This is a genomic window from Williamsia sp. D3, assembly GCF_000506245.1.
GTDB classification, from domain to species: Bacteria; Actinomycetota; Actinomycetes; order Mycobacteriales; family Mycobacteriaceae; genus Williamsia; species Williamsia muralis.
Genome location: NZ_AYTE01000007.1, coordinates 21,413 through 39,722, shown reverse-complemented (window position 1 = coordinate 39,722; position 18,310 = coordinate 21,413). Strand labels below are relative to the sequence as shown.

12 protein-coding genes and 4 pseudogenes are annotated in these 18,310 nt (G+C 65.3%); 8 read left to right on the top strand and 8 right to left on the bottom strand.

The window, feature by feature from the left end:
* Positions 1-86 precede the first annotated feature (86 nt).
* The gene (locus W823_RS36130) at positions 87-1,475 is read left to right on the top strand and encodes an MFS transporter (protein ID WP_023955583.1); all 1,389 of its coding nucleotides are present in this window, start codon (positions 87-89) and stop codon (positions 1,473-1,475) included.
* A gap of 409 nt (positions 1,476-1,884) precedes the next feature.
* Here the strand turns inward: W823_RS36130 and W823_RS59225 are convergent.
* The 7 genes and pseudogenes from W823_RS59225 to W823_RS36100 all read right to left on the bottom strand — a co-directional run.
* Positions 1,885-2,367 (bottom strand): annotated as a pseudogene (locus W823_RS59225) (M20/M25/M40 family metallo-hydrolase); the annotation flags it as partial.
* A pseudogene (locus W823_RS59220) lies at positions 2,310-2,846 on the bottom strand (M20 family metallopeptidase); the annotation flags it as partial. The pseudogenes W823_RS59225 and W823_RS59220, both read right to left, overlap by 58 nt.
* Before the next feature lie 227 nt (positions 2,847-3,073).
* Positions 3,074-4,303, bottom strand: a complete 1,230-nt coding sequence (locus tag W823_RS36120) for a PLP-dependent aminotransferase family protein (RefSeq protein WP_023955581.1) — start codon at positions 4,301-4,303, stop codon at positions 3,074-3,076.
* Between the two features lie 26 nt (positions 4,304-4,329).
* Positions 4,330-5,523: a M24 family metallopeptidase gene (locus W823_RS36115; protein WP_023955579.1), complete on the bottom strand. Its 1,194-nt coding sequence runs from the start codon at positions 5,521-5,523 to the stop codon at positions 4,330-4,332.
* 49 nt (positions 5,524-5,572) lie between these two features.
* Positions 5,573-7,078 (bottom strand): NAD-dependent succinate-semialdehyde dehydrogenase, encoded by a 1,506-nt coding sequence (locus W823_RS36110; RefSeq protein WP_023955577.1) that lies wholly within the window; start codon positions 7,076-7,078, stop codon positions 5,573-5,575.
* Positions 7,075-10,053, bottom strand: a complete 2,979-nt coding sequence (locus W823_RS36105; protein WP_023955575.1) for an FAD-binding and (Fe-S)-binding domain-containing protein — start codon at positions 10,051-10,053, stop codon at positions 7,075-7,077. Before W823_RS36105 ends, W823_RS36110 begins: the two co-directional genes overlap by 4 nt.
* 8 nt (positions 10,054-10,061) lie before the next feature.
* Positions 10,062-11,323 (bottom strand): annotated as a pseudogene (locus tag W823_RS36100) (aspartate aminotransferase family protein).
* Between the two features lie 87 nt (positions 11,324-11,410).
* On the opposite strand from W823_RS36100, the gene W823_RS36095 reads away from it, so the two are divergent.
* From W823_RS36095 to W823_RS36070, 6 genes are all read left to right on the top strand, one after another.
* Positions 11,411-12,403, top strand: a complete 993-nt coding sequence (locus W823_RS36095) for a D-2-hydroxyacid dehydrogenase (RefSeq protein WP_023955573.1) — start codon at positions 11,411-11,413, stop codon at positions 12,401-12,403.
* A 73-nt stretch (positions 12,404-12,476) separates the two neighbouring features.
* Positions 12,477-12,959 carry a hypothetical protein gene (locus W823_RS36090; RefSeq protein WP_152537993.1) on the top strand — a complete coding sequence of 161 codons (483 nt, stop codon included), beginning with the start codon at positions 12,477-12,479 and terminating at the stop codon, positions 12,957-12,959.
* An 88-nt stretch (positions 12,960-13,047) separates the two neighbouring features.
* The gene (locus tag W823_RS36085) at positions 13,048-13,971 is read left to right on the top strand and encodes a hypothetical protein (protein WP_023955569.1); all 924 of its coding nucleotides are present in this window, start codon (positions 13,048-13,050) and stop codon (positions 13,969-13,971) included.
* Between the two features lie 2 nt (positions 13,972-13,973).
* Positions 13,974-14,537, top strand: coding sequence for an orotate phosphoribosyltransferase (gene pyrE, locus W823_RS36080; RefSeq protein ID WP_235189411.1), 564 nt, complete (start codon positions 13,974-13,976; stop codon positions 14,535-14,537).
* Positions 14,538-15,212 carry an RNA methyltransferase gene (locus W823_RS36075; protein ID WP_023955565.1) on the top strand — a complete coding sequence of 225 codons (675 nt, stop codon included), beginning with the start codon at positions 14,538-14,540 and terminating at the stop codon, positions 15,210-15,212.
* A 166-nt stretch (positions 15,213-15,378) separates the two neighbouring features.
* On the top strand, positions 15,379-16,308 hold the full coding sequence (locus W823_RS36070) for a hypothetical protein (protein ID WP_023955563.1): 930 nt from the start codon (positions 15,379-15,381) through the stop codon (positions 16,306-16,308).
* A 97-nt stretch (positions 16,309-16,405) separates the two neighbouring features.
* Here the strand turns inward: W823_RS36070 and W823_RS36065 are convergent, their stop codons facing one another.
* On the bottom strand, positions 16,406-17,125 hold the full coding sequence (locus W823_RS36065; RefSeq protein ID WP_023955561.1) for a VTT domain-containing protein: 720 nt from the start codon (positions 17,123-17,125) through the stop codon (positions 16,406-16,408).
* A gap of 139 nt (positions 17,126-17,264) precedes the next feature.
* On the opposite strand from W823_RS36065, the pseudogene fbaA reads away from it, so the two are divergent.
* Positions 17,265-18,301: pseudogene (gene fbaA, locus W823_RS36060) on the top strand (class II fructose-bisphosphate aldolase).
* Positions 18,302-18,310: the final 9 nt, after the last annotated feature.

The following is an 18,310-nucleotide window of genomic DNA, read 5'->3' as shown; positions in this document are numbered from 1 at the left end:
CACCTGCTTTCAAAACGCGGAAGTAGCAGGAATCTGTGGGCCTCGAAGACACCAGAGCCCGACGTCTTCAGTTGAAGGGGGTATCAATGAGCCCGAACATCGCGAAAACGAATTCAGACGTTGCACCAGGATTTCCGGATCCGGATTCACCGGAAGGCAAGAAGCTCTTACGCAAGGCCATCGGCGCATCCGCCATCGGCAACGCAACCGAGTGGTACGACTACGGCGTCTACGCCGCCACCACGACTTATCTCACGCAAGCTTTCTTTCCCGGCGACCTCGGGACCATCGGCACGATGCTGGGATTTGCGATCTCATTTGTGCTCCGACCGCTCGGCGGCATGATCTGGGGTCCGATCGGAGACCGGATCGGCCGAAAAGCCGTGCTGGCCATGACCATTTTGCTCATCTCGGGCGCCACCGCCCTCATCGGACTGCTGCCCACGCATGCGGTCGCCGGCGTATGGGCGCCGATCCTGTTGATCGCACTCCGGGTGGTCCAGGGATTCTCCACCGGAGGCGAATACGGCGGAGCGGCAACGTTCATGGCCGAATACGCCCCGGACAAGAAGCGCGGCCGCTACGGAAGTTTCCTCGAGTTCGGCACACTCGCCGGGTTCGTGATGGGCACCGCCATTGTGCTGCTGCTCGAACTGGCGCTCAGCGACCAGCAGATGGAGACCTGGGGCTGGCGCATCCCGTTCCTGCTTGCGTTGCCATTGGGTCTGGTGGGTCTGTATCTGCGTAATCAGATGGAAGACACGCCGGTATTCAAGGAACTCGAGCAGAAGGATGAGATCGAGGGCACCGCGTGGACGCGGTTCAAGGATCTGCTCACCAACTACTGGCAGCCCATCTTGGTGATGTTCGGCCTGGTGATCGCCCTCAACGTGGCCAACTACACGTTGCTGGCATATCAGCCGACGTACCTCAAGACCACCATCGGAATGAGCGAGACCACCGGCACGGTTGTCATCCTCATCGGCGAGCTGGCGATGATGGCGTGTATCCCGTTCTTCGGTGCCTGGTCGGACAAGATCGGCCGAAAACCGATGTGGTGGGGCTCGCTGATCGGTCTGTTCGTGTTCGCGCTGCCGATGTACTGGCTGATGGGGCAGGGCTTCGGCTGGGCCATTGTCGGATTCCTGGTGCTGGGGCTGCTGTACATCCCGCAGCTGTCGACCATCTCGGCAACGTTCCCGGCCATGTTCCCCACGCAGGTGCGGTATGCCGGGTTCGCCATCTCCTACAACGTGGCCACGGCGGCGTTCGGAGGCACGGCTCCGCTGATCAACGACGCGGTGACCGAGAACGAGGGTTGGGAGTTGTTCCCGGCCGGCTACATGATGCTCGCCTGCGCGATCGGCATGATCGCGCTGCCCTTCCTGCGCGAGACGGCAGGATTCTCGATTCGGGGCACCGACATCCCAGGTGAGGAAACCGACGCCGAGAAGAAGCTGGTGCACAACAACTGACCGTCGAGCGGGCCGTTGATCCCGCCCACCGGGCCGACATTTCCGTCGAGCGTGCCCTTAATGCCGTCGATCGTGCCCTCAACAGCGCGTCGAGCGGGCCCTTCCACCCGTCGAGCGTGGCGCAGTCGGCGGTGCGCACCACTGATGTGACTGACAAGCCGTCGACCTGGGTGAGGTCGCCGGGTTCAGTGCCGCTCCGACGACCCATATGTCGCCACGGCTTCGGCCTTGGCCCGTTGCACTGCGGCAGATCTCGGCCGCGAAATCGTCGTCGAACCGCCGTCCGCCGTGCTGCAGGATGGCTGACATACCGCTCGACGGGATTCAACGGCCCGGTCGGCGGCATTGAGGGCCCGCTCGACGCTATTAAAGGCCCGCTCGATGGCAATGAGGGCACGGTGGGCGGGGGTTAGGGCCCGTTCGTGGGGGAGATCATGCGCAGCGCCAGTAGTGCGTAAGCCTTTGCAGCGGTGACCAATTCGTGTATCGAGACCGATTCGTCCGGGCGGTGTGCCTGATCGTTGAGACCACCGGGGCCCAGGACGATGGCGGGGATCCCGAGGTCCCGGCTGATGAAGCCGCCGTCGCACGCGGCGGTCCAGCCGGTGATCTCGGTATGGCCACCGGCGTCACCGACGGCACGAGCGGCCTCGGTGACCAATGGGTGGTCGATGGTGGTCGAAAACACCGGCATCGACATCGTCACCTCGACGTTCACTGTGATGCCGTCGCTGTCGATGCCCGCGTCGGTGATGGCGCCGCGTAACCAGGAGCCACTGCGTTGGCGTCTTCCCCTGGCATCAGCCGGCGGTCGAAGCTGACGGTCGCATGCGGTGCGACCACCGAGATGCCCTGCCCGCCTTCGATCAGCCCGGTGTTCCAGGTTCCCGAGCCCAGAAGCGGATCTGGCGAGCGCGCAAGTCGGCGGGCGTCGGCACGGACGAGGTCGATGATCGCGGCGGCGGCGTCGATGGCGTTGCGGCCATCTGCCGGGCGACCCGAATGTGCGGCCCGGCCGGTCACCCGGACCTCGAGGTACGAGGCTCCGCGACAAGCGATCACGGTTTCGAGGTCGGTCGGTTCGGCGACCACACAACCGGCGAATCGATACGACCCATCGTTTCGGGCCACAAAATCGCGGATGCCGATGCCGAGGTCTTCTTCGTCGACGGTGCAGGCCAATTGGACGGGACCGGGTAGTTCCACCTCCGACCGCGACAACGCCGCCATCGCGATGATTGCCGCCGCGAGGCCACCCTTCATGTCGGCGGCGCCGCGACCGTAGATCCGTCCCGCGTCGACCGTGGATTCGAACGGATCGCGTGTCCATCCGTCACCGGCAGGTACCACGTCCGAGTGGCCGAGGATCATGAGACCGGGTGCGTTGCCGGTGCCGGGGAGTGTCGCAGTCAAGTTCGGTCTTCCCGGTGCCACCTCCCAGCTGTCGACGATGAAACCGAGTTCGTGACAGGCCTTGTGGATTACCTGGACCGTCTGTTGCTCGGTGCCGCCGGGATTCTCGCCGCCCGCGTCGATGAGCGAGCAGGTCAGTGCCACCAACTCAGGCTCGTCGATCAGCTCGAGAACGGACCGTTCGGTCATGCCGCCAATGCCAGATCCAGTGCGGTACGCAGCCGCTTCACACCCTCGTCGATGCGGTCGGGTGTGCTGGATGCAAAGCAAAGCCGCAGCGCGTTTCGGTAGTGGCCACCGGGCGACAACGCCGGGCCCGGAATGAACGCAACACCTTCGGCCAGTGCGATCTCGAACAGCTCGCGGGTGTCGATACCGGCATATTTCCCTTGCAACGTCACCCAGAGGAAGAAGCCACCCTCGGGATGTGTGGTGGCAACCTCATCGCCCAGATGTGTGTGCAGAGAGGCGATCATCGCGTCCCGTCGAATGCGGTACAGGTCGCGCAGCATCACCAGATGGTCCTCCAACCCACCACGCGAGATGTACTCGGCCACGATGTGCTGGTTGGGCACGTTGGTACATGTGTCCATCGCCTGCTTGCCATTGATCAGCAATTGCCGCAGAGCGGGGTCGGCGTCCACCCATCCGACGCGCCACCCCGGCGCGAGGATCTTCGAGAACGTTCGAACCGAGAAGAGCAGTGGGTCATCGGGACTCAGAGTCCGGAACGTGGGGATGTCCTCGCCGGAGAAGCGCAGCAGCGCGTACGGATCGTCATCGATGATGACCGCGCCCCACTTGTGGGCCAACTCCAGCAACGCGATTCGCCGTTCCAGTGACAAGGTGACGCCACTCGGGTTCTGGAAGTTGGGGATGGTGTAGATGGCCTTGGGGGTTCGATGTGTTCGCGCGACCAGATCCGGTAGCTGGTCCACCATGAGTCCCTCGTCGTCCACCGGCACCTCGAGTAGCTGAGCCCCGTACGACAGGGCGGTGGCGCTTCCGTTGGTGTACGTGGGCGACTCGACGATCACCAGGTCGCCGGGGTCGACGAACAACTTGCAGGCCAGATCGAGTCCCTGCATACCGCCGGTGGTGATGACCAGCCGATCCTCGGAGGCCGGATCAGGTGTGCCGGCAAGGTATTTGACCAGTAGATCGAGCAGACGCGGCTCGCCCTCGGAAGCGCCGTAGGTGAACGACGTGTGGTCGAGGATGGTGCCGGCTATCTCGCGGAACTCGTCGGCGGGTACTGCCTCATCGGCGGGTGAACCCATGGCGAATCGGACGATGTCGTGCTTCTGCGCGGCGAGCAGCGACGTCGACGAGTCGATCATCGACCCGACCAGATCTTTGGCCCGGCCGGCCAGCGGGAAGGTGCGGCTGGAGTGGGACAGATCGGTTGCGGTCATGCGGTCACCTCTCACTTCTCATCAGGTCACTTGCGGATCAGGTCTCGCGGAAAGCTGGTGAACGTCTCGACCCCGGTCGCGCTCACCCGCACCGACTCGGACAACTCGAATCCGTAGCCGTCCATCCACATTCCACAGACGATGTGAAATGTCATGTTCTCCTCGAGGATCGTCTCGTCCTCGGTCCGGATGCTGATGGTGCGCTCACCCCAGTCGGGTGGGTAGCCGATACCGATCGAATAGCCGAGCCGCGAGGGCTTTTCGAGTCCGTACTTGGCCAGGGTCCAGTTCCACGTGGAGGCGAGCTCCCGGGTCGGCACGCCCGGTGCGATGGCGTCGAGAACGTTGTTGAGGCCCTCTGCGGTGGCTCCGGCAACGTAGTCGACATCCTTGTTCACCGGACCGAGTGACACGGTGCGGGCGAGAGGGCAGTGGTACCGGTTGTGGGCGCCCGTCAGCTCGACCACCACTGCCTCGCCACCGACGAAAGTGCCCTGATGCCAGGTGAGGTGAGGGGTGTCGGCTGCTTCGCCCGTGGGCATCATCGGCACGATGGCCGGATAGTCCCCGCCGAATTGATCGGTGCCGGTGATCTGCGCCTGCGAGATCGCCGCTGCCGCATCACACTGTCGCACTCCGATGTCGATGGTGTCGATGGCCGCACGCATCGCCTCCGAGCACACCATGCCCGCCTGCCGCATCAGCTGCACCTCGGCATCCGATTTGACCGACCGCACCCAGTTCACGAGCTCGAAGCAGTCCACCAGCTTCCACTCCGGGATCGCGTTGAACAGCGCCCGATACGCCTTGGGGGAGAAGAAGTGCGAGTCCATCTCCAAGCCGACGGAGCCACCTCGCGACGCCGGCGCGATCAGATGCCGTTGCCGCAAGGCGAATGCCACCCAATCGAACGGATGCACGTGGGGCCTGTGAATGTAGCTCTCGGGATAACCTACGATCTGCTCTTCGGGCAGCCAGGTGGTGCGATGCGCACCGCGAGCGTCCATGTCGCGCGCGAAGAACACCATGTCGCCGTCCATCGGTACGAACAACATCTGTGGGGTGTAGAAGGACCACGCGTTGTACCCGATGAGATAGAAGATGTTTGCCGGGTCCGTGACGATGATCGCCGACAGCCCCTGCCGGTCCATCAACTTGCGGACAGCCGCCAGCCGCTGCTCGTATTCGGCGTCGGTGAACAGCTGCGATCCGAGATACATACTGTGTCCTCACACCTTTCGGTGAACGTTCGCGGTTGCGCCGGTCTGATCAGGTCCTCGGTATGGCGAGATATTTGATCTCGAGGAACTCCTCGATCCCGACCCGGCCGCCTTCGCGGCCCAATCCGGATTGTTTCACCCCACCGAAGGGTGCTGCAGGGTTGGAGACCAAACCTGTGTTCAGACCCACCATTCCGACTTCGAGTGCCGACGACATCCGCAGTCCACGATCGATGTCTTGGGTGAACAGATAGCCGACCAAACCCCACGGAGTGTTGTTGGCCATCTCGATCACCTCTTCTTCGGTGTCGTAGGGGATGACCGGTGCCACCGGCCCGAAGATCTCGGTACCCATCAGCTCGGACTGTGGGTCGACTCCCGAGAGCACCGTCGGCTGGTAGAAATAGCCGGCATCAGCACCCTCCTCACCGCCCACCACCACCGTGGCCCCTCGTTCGACGGCGTCCGAGACCAGGGTGCGGACCTTGTCGACGGCCTTGCGCTCGACGAGCGGCCCCACCTGGGTGCCCTCGTCCACGCCGTTGCCGACGTTCAACGCGCCCATCCGTTCGGCCAGCTTCCCGGCGAACTCTTCGGCCACGCTGCGATGCACGAACATCCGGTTGGCCGCCGTGCAGGCCTCACCCATGTTGCGCATCTTGGCGACCATCGCGCCGCCGACGGCCTTGTCGAGATCGGCGTCAGGACAGACGATAAACGGTGCGTTGCCGCCCAGTTCCATAGACGTGCGCATCACGGTCCGAGATGCCTGCTCCAGCAGCAACTTTCCGACCTGGGTGGATCCGGTGAAGCTGACCTTGCGGGCCAGGCCGCTGTCCATCCAGGTCTCCACCACGGAACCGGGGTCGTCGGTGGTGACCACGTTCAGCACACCGGCAGGCAAGCCGGCGAGCGTGAGGATCTCGGTGAGGGCAAGCGTCGTGAGTGGGGTGAGTTCGGCAGGCTTGAACACCATGGTGCAGCCGGCCGCGATCGCGGGCCCGATCTTGCGGGTGCCCATCGCCAGTGGGAAGTTCCACGGGGTGATGAGGATGCACGGTCCCACCGGCTCCTTCGTCACCAGGATGCGGTTTGCACCGTCGCCGGTGGTGGTGTGTCCACCGTCGATCCGGACTGCCTCTTCGGAGAACCATCGGAAGAACTCTGCGCCATAGGCCACTTCACCTCGCGCCTCGGCCAGAGGCTTGCCCATCTCGGTGGTCATGATCAGCGCCAGATCCTCCTGCCGTTCCAGGATCAACTCGTATGCCCGGCGGAGGATGTCGCTGCGTGTGCGGGGCGGTGTTGCTGCCCAGCTCTTCTGGGTGGCCGCGGCCGACTCGATGGCCGCAGCGGCATCGGCCTGTGCACCCTTGGCGACGTGAGCGATGACCTCACCGGTGGCGGGGTTCTCGACCGCGAAGGTGGCGCCGTCCGCTGCTGGGCCCCATTCGCCGCCGATGTACAGGCCGGTGGGCAGTGAAGCGATCAGCTCGGCTGCCCGGGCACGCCGTTCGGCGTTCTGGGCGGCGGGTGTGACGGTGGATGTCGTCATGGTCGAACCTCCTCGGTGGTCTCGGTTGAAGTGGCCGGGTCGAGTAATTCGGCCAGGTGGACCGACTCGACGGCCGGCACGGTGTCGTCGGTGGCAGAGAGGTGCGAAACGGCCATCGCACAACTGAATCCGTCGGTGAGGACCGGTGTGGATCGGTCCCGGGCACGCAGCGCTGGGGCGAGCGCCTGTTCGGCCACGCCCATACTGACGTCGTAGTGACCTTTCTCGAAGCCGAAATTGCCTGCCACACCGCAACATCCGTCGGCCTGCTCGACCTTGGTCGCCCCGAGTCTGCGCAGAACCGATTGCTGCACGGTTGGCCCGAACGCCGAGTACTCGTGGCAGTGGGTCTGCACGACGACGTCCGCGGGCAACGGCACGGGTGGTTCCCATCCGTCGTCGAGTAGATGGCCCACCTCGTCGGCGAAACTCCGGACCCGTGAAGCCACCCGGCGGGCGACCTCGCTGTGCACCAACTCCGGGAGGTCCTTGCGCAGTGCGGCAGCGCAGCTCGGTTCGGGCACCACGATCGGCCGGTCAGTGCCGTCGTCGAGAGCAGCGGCGGTACGGGTCAGCACCTTTCGCGCGTGATCGAGTTGCCCGGTGGAGATCCAGGTGAGCGCGCAACATTGGTCGGCTGAACAGCTCACGGTCTGGCCTCCCGATTCCAGGACCCGCGCCGCGGCACCGGCGACGTGTGGCCGGAACGCCTTGGTGAACGAGTCGACGAACAGCACCACGTCGGACGTCGGGTCGGTGCGTAGACCGGCCATCGCGGTGTGCACCTGTTTGCGGGTGGCGAAAGCGGGCATGGTGCGTCGCGGATCAAGCCCGCCGGCCCGGGATGCGGGGCCGGCGAGGCGGCCCGCCAGCATCCTGTTGATGACGGGGGCCAGAGCCTTGGCGGCGCCGAGCCAGGCAGGCATCCAGCCGAGCGAATAGTGCGACAGTGGGCGCAGGCGCCGCCGGTAGTAGTTGGAGAAGAACTCGGACTTGTACGTCGCCATGTCGACGCCCACCGGGCAATCGGTCGAACACGCCTTGCATGACAGGCACAGGTCGAGGGCTTCGCGAGAATCCTCGTCGCGCCAGCCTGATTCGATGTCGGGTGCGGTGCGAACCATCTCCTGCAGGACGCGGGCGCGGCCGCGCGTGGAGTCCTTCTCGTCGCGGGTGGCGCGATAGCTGGGGCACATGACGCCACCGGAATCCGATCGGCAACGGCCGACACCGATACACCCCTGGACGGCGTGCACAAAGGGGTCGAGGCCCGGCTGCCCATCGTCCCGGGTCCCGGGCGTGCCGAGATCAAAACTGGTGCGCCATACGCGGCTGGGCACATCGGCGAGCACAAGATTCGCATCGATGGGGTCCGGATCGACGATGCTGCCGGGGTTGAGGATGCCTGCCGGATCCCAGATCCGCTTGAAGGCGCCGAAGGTCTCGATCATCCGAGGCGAGTACATCAGGGGCAACAGCTCCGAGCGGGCCCGGCCATCGCCGTGTTCACCCGACAGCGAACCACCATGACGCACAACGAGTTCGGCGGCATCATGACAGAACTTCCTCATCACCGCTCGGCCTTGCGCACTGCGGAGGTCGAAGGTGATTCGGACATGCATGCAACCGGCGCCGAAGTGTCCGTACATGACACCGGTCAGCCCGTGATGGTCGAGCAGTGCGGTGAACCCTTCCAGATAGTCGGCCAGCCTTTCGGGGGCAACGGCCGAGTCCTCCCAGCCGGGCCAGGATTCGTAGCTGCCGCCGTCGCCACCGTCCTCGGGGTTCACCTGCTGCGGTGCCACCAGCCGCGACGACAATCCGGCGCCGTCCTCCCGGATACGCCACAGCGAGACCCGATGCCGGCGGTCGGGCACGGTCCGGCCGTCCACCAGTCGCCCGTTTGTATACAGCTTGTCGAGAAGGTCCTGCGCCGCCTGCGGCACGTTCGAGCTGCTCTCTTCGTCGAGATCCACGTACAGCCAGGCATTTCCCTGTGGCAGGCCCACCACGGAGTCGTCGCCTCGACGCGCTTGCATCGTCTCGACGATGCGCTCGTCGATACCTTCGATGGCCGAGGGCTTGAACTCGAGCAGGGTCGGTACGTCGCGGGCGGCGTCCACCACGTTGCGGTAGCCGAGACAGAGCAGCAGCGCGCTGGTGGGCGCGGGCACGAGACGAACGGTGGCCGAGACCACGATCGCACAGGTACCTTCGGTGCCGACCAGGGCGCGGGCCACGTCAAAACCGTTTTCGGGCAGCAACTTACCGAGGTGGTAGCCGGACACCTGGCGTGGGATCCGGTCCATCTCGGTTCGCAGTATGGCCATGTTCGCCACCGTCAGCTCGCGCATCGCCGCACTCAGTTGAGCTGCCCGGGCCACCGCTTCGGTGTCGGAGGGGTCGGTTGCGCTCAACCCGTCTCGGAATGCGGTGAGGCGCAGTCCATCGGCCGTGACCAGGTTCAATGCCTCGACGTGGTCGGTGGTGCGCCCGTGGCGCACCGAGTGGTTGCCGCAGGCGTCGTTGCCGATGGCCCCGCCGAGGGTGGCCCGGGACTGGCTCGAGGGGTCCGGCGCAAAGGTCAGTTCACCGTCGGTCTGGGCCGCGACTTGCTGCTGCAGCGTGGTGAGCACCATGCCGGCCTGCGCCACCGCGGTCCTGCCGTGCGGATCGACGGAGATGAGCCTGTTCATGTGCCGGGAGAAGTCCAGCACCACGCCGGTCCCGATCGCGTTGCCGCCCATGCCCGTTCCGCCACCGCGGGCGGTGAGCGTGAGGTGATGCCGGTGGCAGTAGGCGGCCACCGCAGCCACCTCGCGATCGTCCCGAGGGAAGACCACCGTGAGGGGCTTGAGTCGGTAGTTCGAGGCGTCGTAGGAGTATTCGGTGAGACGGCGAGACGAGGCGTCGGCGCTCAGCCCGAGCGCTTGTAGATCAGTGGCGACACGGGAGCCGGACAGTTCGGGGTCCATCACCCCCGCTATCCCAGTGCCGCGGTCAAGGCGGCCTCGAATCTGTTCAGACCCGTGGCCATTTCGTCTTCTGAGATCACCAGTGCGGGGATGAGGCGGACAACGTTGCCCATCGGTCCACACGTCAGCGTCAGCAGCTTCTCGGGTATGCACGCCTGCTGCACGGCGGCTGCCGAGACACTGTCGGGCGTGCCCGCATCGTCGACGAATTCGATGCCGGCCATCAGGCCGATCCCGCGGACGTTGCCGATCTGCGGGAACTTCGGAGCCAGCTCGGCCAGTCCGCGGAGCATCTGGTCGCCCCGGATGCGCGCGTTGTCGACGAGGTTCTCCTCGGCGATCACCTCGAGTGTCGCGACGCCCGCGGCCGCGGCGACCGCATTGCCGCCATAGGTGCCGCCCTGGGAACCCGGCCACGCCTTCGCCATCAGGTCGCGGGGTGCGGCGATAGCGAGATCGGGAACCCGGAGGCGATGCCCTTGGCTGTGATGAGGATGTCGGGAATCAGGCCGTCGGTGTGCTGGTGTCCCCAGAATCTGCCGGTGCGCCCGACGCCTGCCTGGACCTCGTCGAGGATGAGGACGATGCCGTATCGGTCGGCGCGTTCGCGGAGTCCCTCGAGAAACGCCGGTGGCGTGGGCAGGTATCCGCCGTCACCCAGCACCGGTTCGATGAGGAAGGCAGCGGTGTCATTGGGAGCGACGCGTGAGGCGAACAGGTAGTCGAGTTCCCGGAGAGCGAAGTCGACTGCTGTCTGCTCGTCCCAGCCGTACCGGTAGGCGTACGGAAAGGGCGCCATGTGCACGCCGCCCATCAAGGGGGAGAAGCCTGCCGAGAAACGGGTTCCGGCGGTGGTCAGGGTGGCGGCGGCGACGGTGCGGCCATGGAAACCGCCTTGGAAGACAACGATGTTCGGTCGTGCTGTGGCCATCCGCGCCAGCCGGACGGCGGCCTCCACGGCCTCGGATCCGGAGTTGGCGTAGAACACCGAGTCGAGCCCGGTGGGCAGATGATCACCGAGTTTGTCGGTCAACTCGAGCAGCGGCTTGTGCATCACGGTGGTGTACTGCGCGTGAATGATCTTGCAGCATTGTTCCTGGGCTGCGGCAACCACTTTCGGGTGGCAGTGCCCGGTGCTGGTGACGCCGATGCCAGTGGTGAAGTCGAGGTAGTCGAGGCCGTCCGTGCCGTGGATCCACGACCCCTTCGCGTGATCGACGACAACCGGTGTGGCTTGTTTGAGGGCAGGGCTGAGGGTGGCGCGGCTCATGGGTACACGGTGACGGCAGATTGATGGATTGTCAACAATTGGACAGTCGCCGACGGCCACTCTGGCGGGCTGCCCTAATCTGGGCCCATGGCAACGCCGAACACACCACCGGTGGTCGCGCTCCTGGGTCGCGAAGGACTTGCCCCGCCCAGCAACCTGGAGCAGATCCGCAACATCGCAACCGTGCGTGAATGCACCACCGCAGATCTGGGTGCGGCGCTCGACGGTGCGGACGTTCTGCTGTTGTGGGACTTCTTCTCCGCGGCCTTGCGGGACAACTGGTCGGCCGCAGATGACCTCCGGTGGGTACATGTCTGTGCAGCAGGCGTCGACGCAATGCTGTTCGATGACGTGCGCCGGTCGGACGTGACCATCACCAACGCCCACGGGGTCTTCGACGGGCCCATCGCCGAGTTCGTCCTCGGCTCGATCCTCGCCGAGGACAAGCAGCTGCATCTGTCGAAAACCCTCCAGCGGGAAAAGCGGTGGATCCGCCGCGACACCACCCGGACTGCCGGACGTTCGGTACTCGTCATCGGGACCGGCGGGATCGGACGCGCCACCGCCCGCCTTCTACGGGCAGCCGGCCTGCAGGTGAGCGGTGCGGGTCGCACCGAACGTGCGCACGACCCGGACTTCGGTGTGGTGCGGGCCACCGCAGACCTGACTTCCTACGCCGGCGACTTCGACGTGGTGGTCGCCATCGCACCGCTCACCGCCCAGACCGCCCGCATGATCGACGCCGCGGTACTGGCCTCGATGAAACCGACCGCGCACCTGGTCAACGTGGGCAGAGGGGAGTTGGTCGACGAGACGGCGCTCGTCGACGCGTTGCGGACGGGATCGATCGGAGCCGCCTCGCTAGACGTGTTCGAGACCGAGCCGCTGCCCGCCGAGAACCCGCTGTGGGAGATGGAGAACGTGCACATCTCGGCGCACATGAGCGGGGATGTGGTCGGGTGGGGCGATGAACTGGCCGGTCAGTTCCTGCAGAACCTGCAGCACTACATCGCCGGCGAACCGCTGATCAACGTGGTCGACAAGCAGGCCGGCTACGTCAGGGCACGCGAAAGCTCCTGACAGAGGTGACAAGTCAGGCCCCGCTGTCGCTATTCACAGACGGATCTCAGACTCGGCTTCTATGTTCGGACACGTGACTGATTCCGCGCCGCGTTCGACAAGGGTCGTGACGCTGTTGTGCATCGCCGGCCTGGCGGTTGCGGGCGTGGCCCTGGGTTACTGCATCCATCTCGGAGCCGAGCGCAGCGATCAGGGCCAGGCGTCGACACAGATCAAGTACGTCACCCCGAGCGAACCGCCGAGTCAGGCCGGAGTGCTCTCGGGCGAGACCACAACCGAAGAGATTCCCGAGGCCCTCAGCACCGAACGGTCGAAGGTGGTGCTCTGCACCATCGACAAGATCAGCTCCGACTCCCTCGACGTCCACACCGCCGACGGCCGCAAACAGCACTTCATCCTCAGTCCGGACACCCACGTGCAGTCCACCGAGGGCAGCTCGCTCAGTGTTCTCGACGTCGGTGACCTGGTTGTCGTCCGGGTGGTGAAGGTCGACGGCACGATGATCGCCGACCTCATCGTGGACGGCCGGGTCTCCGGTTCGATCCCCGAGAACTGAGGCCCTCGCGGGGCCCGCTGGGCGAGTGCGGGTCTCGGCAACCTCGCCTGCGTATCGAATCGGACGCCCCACGGTAAGCTGACCGGTGATGACTGCCGTCTACTTCCTGATCGCCGCCCTCGCGCTGGCCGGCGCCCTGGCTCTGCTGTGGCTCGACCGCAAGCGGACGACCGGGGTGCGCCGTGAACGAGCGGTGTGGGGCGATCAGCACGGGTTCAAATACCGCGACTCCGATCCGGCCCTGAAATCGGAGTTCGGACGGGCGGCGATGGATGTGCCCGACCACATCGAGGTCCAGGATCTGGCCTACGGCAGCTACTACGGCGAAGAGACCGTCGTCTTCGACCTTGCCGAAACCGCCACCATCGTGGCAATCCGCCGGACCACCGAATCGAACGTGACGATCGATCTGCGGCACGAGAAGACTCTCGCGCCGGCCGAGGACGATGTCGAACTGCTCGGCGCGATGGGTAAGAGGGTGATGTTCTCCAGTCACCTCGATGTCGCCCGCCGCGTGTGCGATCGCCGCATGGTCGCCCTGGCCACCAACGCTCCCGACTACATCCAGATCCTCTGGAACGAGGGGGCGTGGTCGCTCGGTTCGATGCCGATCACCAACGACCCCGAACGCCTCGATGTCGCTCTGGAGACCGTTCGCCGCTTCACCGACCTGCTCCGGGTGCTGCCGCCCGTCGTCGATCCGCAGAGCGCGCCGGACCCGCGGGACCCGTCGAGTCCCACCGGGCGCGCGCGTCGCGGCCTGGCCGACCCCCGTACCGAGAACATCCGCCGCGAGGATCTGCCACGACCGCAGCGCAATCCGGGGCCGCGGACCGAATCGGGGGCCCACGCCCGCGAGGCCGGCCCGATCCGTCGCAATGAGGGATCAGGTCCGATGACCCGAAGCGCCGGGCCGCTCCCCCGCGGACCTGTTCCGCCCGTACGCACGTCAGGACCGATACCGCGCCAGCCCGGTCCGCCGGGGAGCCCCCGACCCGGAGGACCACAGTGACCGTGACCGATCGTGATGGCGCCGACGCGACGCCGGTGGCGCGTGAGCGGTTGGCCGAACTCGTCAAGGAAATCGCCGTGGTCCACGGCAAGGTCACGTTGTCGTCGGGCGCCGAGGCCGACTACTACGTCGACCTCCGGCGAGCGACCTTGCACCACGAGGCCTCCGCGCTGATCGGGATGTTGTTGCGGGAACTGACCGCCGACTGGGACTTCGAAGCGGCCGGCGGACTCACCCTCGGCGCCGACCCGGTGGCCACCGCGATCATGCACGCCCCCGGCCGGCCGATCAACTCGTTTGTAGTGCGCAAAGCCGCGAAAGCCCATGGGATGCAACGGCAGATCGAAGGGCCCGACATCGTGGGCAAGCGCGTCCTCGTGGTCGAGGACACCACCACCACCGGCAATTCACCACTCACCGCGGTGCGCGCCCTCCGCGACGCCGGCGCCACCGTTGTCGGGGTGGCGACAGTGGTGGACCGGGCCACCGGAGCCGACGCGGTCATCGCGGCCGAAGGTGTGGAATACCGCTCGCTGCTCGGGTTGAGCGACATCGGCCTGGCCTGAGTGAGCCAGGACGAGTCCACCGCTGAGCCTGGGCCCACCGAGTGGGGCGAACCGGTGGTCGGCAAGGGCCCCTGGTCCGAGGAATACGGCACCGAGCCGCCGACCGATCCACGGTACGACCCGACGCTTCTGGCCGACGGTGACCGGCGCAATGTTGTTGATGCGTACCGGTATTGGACGCGCGAGGCCATCATCGACGACCTCGACGCGCGCCGCCACCCCTTCCACGTGGCCATCGAGAACTTCGGGCACGACGGCAACATCGGCACCGTGGTGCGGACTGCCAACGCATTCACGGCGGCCGCGGTCCACATTGTCGGGCGCAAACGCTGGAACCGTCGCGGCGCCATGGTCACCGACCGTTATCAGCATGTGCTGCATCATGATTCGGTGAGTGCCCTGATGGAATGGGCTCGTTCGCGGTCGCTTGCCGTGGTGGCCGTGGACAACACCCCGGGGTCGGTGCCGCTCGAGACCGCGGACCTCCCACGAGAATGTGTTCTGCTGTTCGGTCAGGAGGGACCCGGGGTGAGCGCCGACGCCCAGGCCCACGCCGACCTCACCGTCTCCATCGCCCAATTCGGTTCCACCCGTTCGATCAACGCCGGTGTCGCTGCCGGTATCGCCATGCATGCCTGGATCAGGCAACATGCCGACCTGGATCAGGCCTGGTAGTCGACTTCTTCCAATCTGCAGTCTTTGTGTTCGTTTGCCGGTGTTGCAGTGCCTGCGTTCTGCCGGAAATCCTGCGTACGCGTGGACAGGTCGAGTTCTCCACAGTGGAACAGTCATCCACAGCATCAGTCCGCGGTTGGGTGATGGGCTCAGCAGGTACGGAACGATGTCTGACCATTGCGGTGTGGAGAGCATCGACGACGTGAACCTGATCCTGCGGTCCGTGCAGATTGGTACGGGCGCGAGCACAGATCACGCGCTGCGACGGGCGACGAGCCGCGGCGAACTCGAGCGTGTGGTCCGAGGCGCTTACTGCGAACCCCAGCCGGACCTCACGCCTGAGCAAACCTACCTGCGGCGTGTCGTGGCTGTGGCCGGGCGGACCAGGGGCCGGAGAGTGCTGAGTCATCAATCTGCCGCCGTCCTGCACGAGGTGGACACGCTCGGCCGCGACTATGGACAGGTCCACTTCATCGTGGACCGGGGTGCTGAACGCGGAAAATCTGTATACCTGCACCGCGGACAGCTACTCGACGAGGACATCGTCGAGGTGGGTTCGTTCCGGGTCACGTCGATGGCGCGAACGGTCGCGGACGTGGCCTGCGCTTCCGACTTTGCCGGTGCGCTGACGGTGGTGGACTGCGGACTTCGTCGCGGGGTACCGCGAGCCCAGCTGGAAGGTCTGGCGGCTCGACTCGCCGGGAGCAGAGGTATCGCCAACTTTCGTAACGCACTCGGCCATGCCGACGAGAAAGCCGAGACTGCCGGAGAGTCCCTGAGCCGGGCGCGAATGATCGAGATTGGTGACATCCCACTACCGCGGCTGCAGCACGAGTTCTTCTCGCCGGGCGGGATCTTCCTTGCCCGCAGCGACTTCGACTGGGACGGGAAGGTCATCGGCGAGTTCGATGGGCGAGGCAAGTACACAGCTGACGGCCAGGAAGCCGACGCGTCGTGGCACGCCGAACGCGATCGCCACAACCGTTTGCTTCGTCACGGCTTCGTCGTGATCCGCTGGGACTGGAAGATGCTTCAGGACCGGAGACGGTTCCGGGCCCTACTGCGCGACGGCCTTCGTACGGGCGGGGTCATCTGATCCACCACAGGCAGGGTTTGTCACCAGATGCAGGCGCTGCAGTGCCTGCAAGGAGACACAAAGCCTGCGTTTGGGTGTCCGGAGCGGCGGGGCGGGGTCAGCTCGGGGTATCGGAAGGTGCGCTGGTGGGATCTGCCACAGCATCGGCTGAGTTCTGAGAATCGCGGCCGCGCCAGCGCTTGTACAGCTCGGTGATGATCGGGAGGACCGAGACGAACACGATGATCAGGAAGATGATGTCGATGTTCTTCTGGATGAACTCGATCTGGCCGAGGAAGTACCCGAGCAGGGTGACGCCCGCACCCCAGGCGATGGCTCCGACGATGTTGTAGGCGAGGAACGTCGAGTACTTCATCCGGGCTGCACCGGCGACGAGCGGCGCATAGGTACGGACGATCGGAACGAATCGCGCCAGGAAGATGGTGATGGGCCCGTGCTTTTCGAAGAACTCGTGCGCCTCATCGATGTACTTCTTCTTCAAGACCCGCGCATCGGGCTTGAACAGCGAATATCCGAACCGGTTGCCTAGGAAATAGCCGACCTGATCGCCGAGGAAAGCGGCGATCGGGATGGTGAGCAGCAACACCCACAGCGGCGCGAACGGCTCGATCTCGCTCGACTTGGCGGCCACGATCAATCCGGCTGTGAACAACAGGGAGTCGCCGGGCAGCAGCGGGAACAGCAGACCCGACTCGATGAACACGATGAGCAGCAGCCCACCGAGCATCCAGGTCCCGAAGGAATTGAGGAGATTGATCGGGTCCAAGAACCCAGGCATCAACGCCACATCGGTCGTTTGGGCAAGGACAGTCTCCATCACGGGACCCAAGGGTACCGGTTGTTGCCGGCCGGTCCCGCCAGGCGGCGCTGTGCCGTACGGCGGGAGGGTGCTCACCGGCGCAGACGGTCCTTGCAATACTGGTCAGCGAAGATCACCGAACCTCGCTGGAGGCCACATGCCCATCGCAACGCCCGAACAATACGCACAGATGCTCAACGCGGCGAAAGAGGGCGGTTTCGCCTTCCCCGCGATCAACTGCACCTCGTCGGAGACCATCAACGCAGCCCTCAAAGGATTCGCGGAGGCGGGCAGCGACGGCATCATCCAGTTCTCCACCGGTGGCGCCGAGTTCGGTTCGGGTCTCGGTGTGAAGGACATGGTCACCGGTGCGGTGGCGCTGGCCGAGTTCGCGCACGTGGTGGCCGCCAAGTACGGCATCACGGTGGCCCTGCACACCGACCACTGCCCCAAGGACAAGCTGGACACCTACGTGCGTCCGCTGCTCGCCATCTCCCAGGAGCGCGTCGACGCAGGCCAGAACCCGCTGTTCCAGTCGCACATGTGGGACGGCAGCGCCGTGCCGCTGGACGAGAACCTGGAGATCGCCAAGGATCTGCTGGCCAAGGCCGCGTCCGCGAAGATCATCCTCGAGGTCGAGATCGGTGTTGTCGGCGGCGAGGAAGACGGCGTGGAGAACGAGATCAACGACAAACTCTTCACCACCGCCGAAGACTTCGAGGCCACCATCGAGGCACTCGGTGCGGGCGACTCCGGAAGTCGCTACCTGCTGGCCGCTACCTTCGGGAACGTGCACGGCGTCTACAAGCCGGGCAACGTCAAGCTGCGCCCCGAGGTGCTCAAGACCGGCCAGGACGTGGCCGTCAAGAAGTTGGGTCTGGCCGAGGGATCCAAGCCTTTCGACTTCGTGTTCCACGGCGGCTCGGGCTCGCTCAAGAGCGAGATCGAGGAAGCCTGAGCTACGGCGTGATCAAGATGAACGTCGACACCGACACCCAGTACGCCTTCACCCGTCCGATCGTCGGCCACATGTTCTCGAACTACGACGGCGTCCTCAAGGTGGACGGCGACGTGGGCAACAAGAAGTTCTACGACCCGCGCAGCTACATGAAGAAGGCAGAGACGTCGATGAGCGAGCGTGTGGTGGAGGCCTGCACCGACCTCAAGTCGGTCGGCAAGTCCATCAGCGCCTGACAGCCGAGA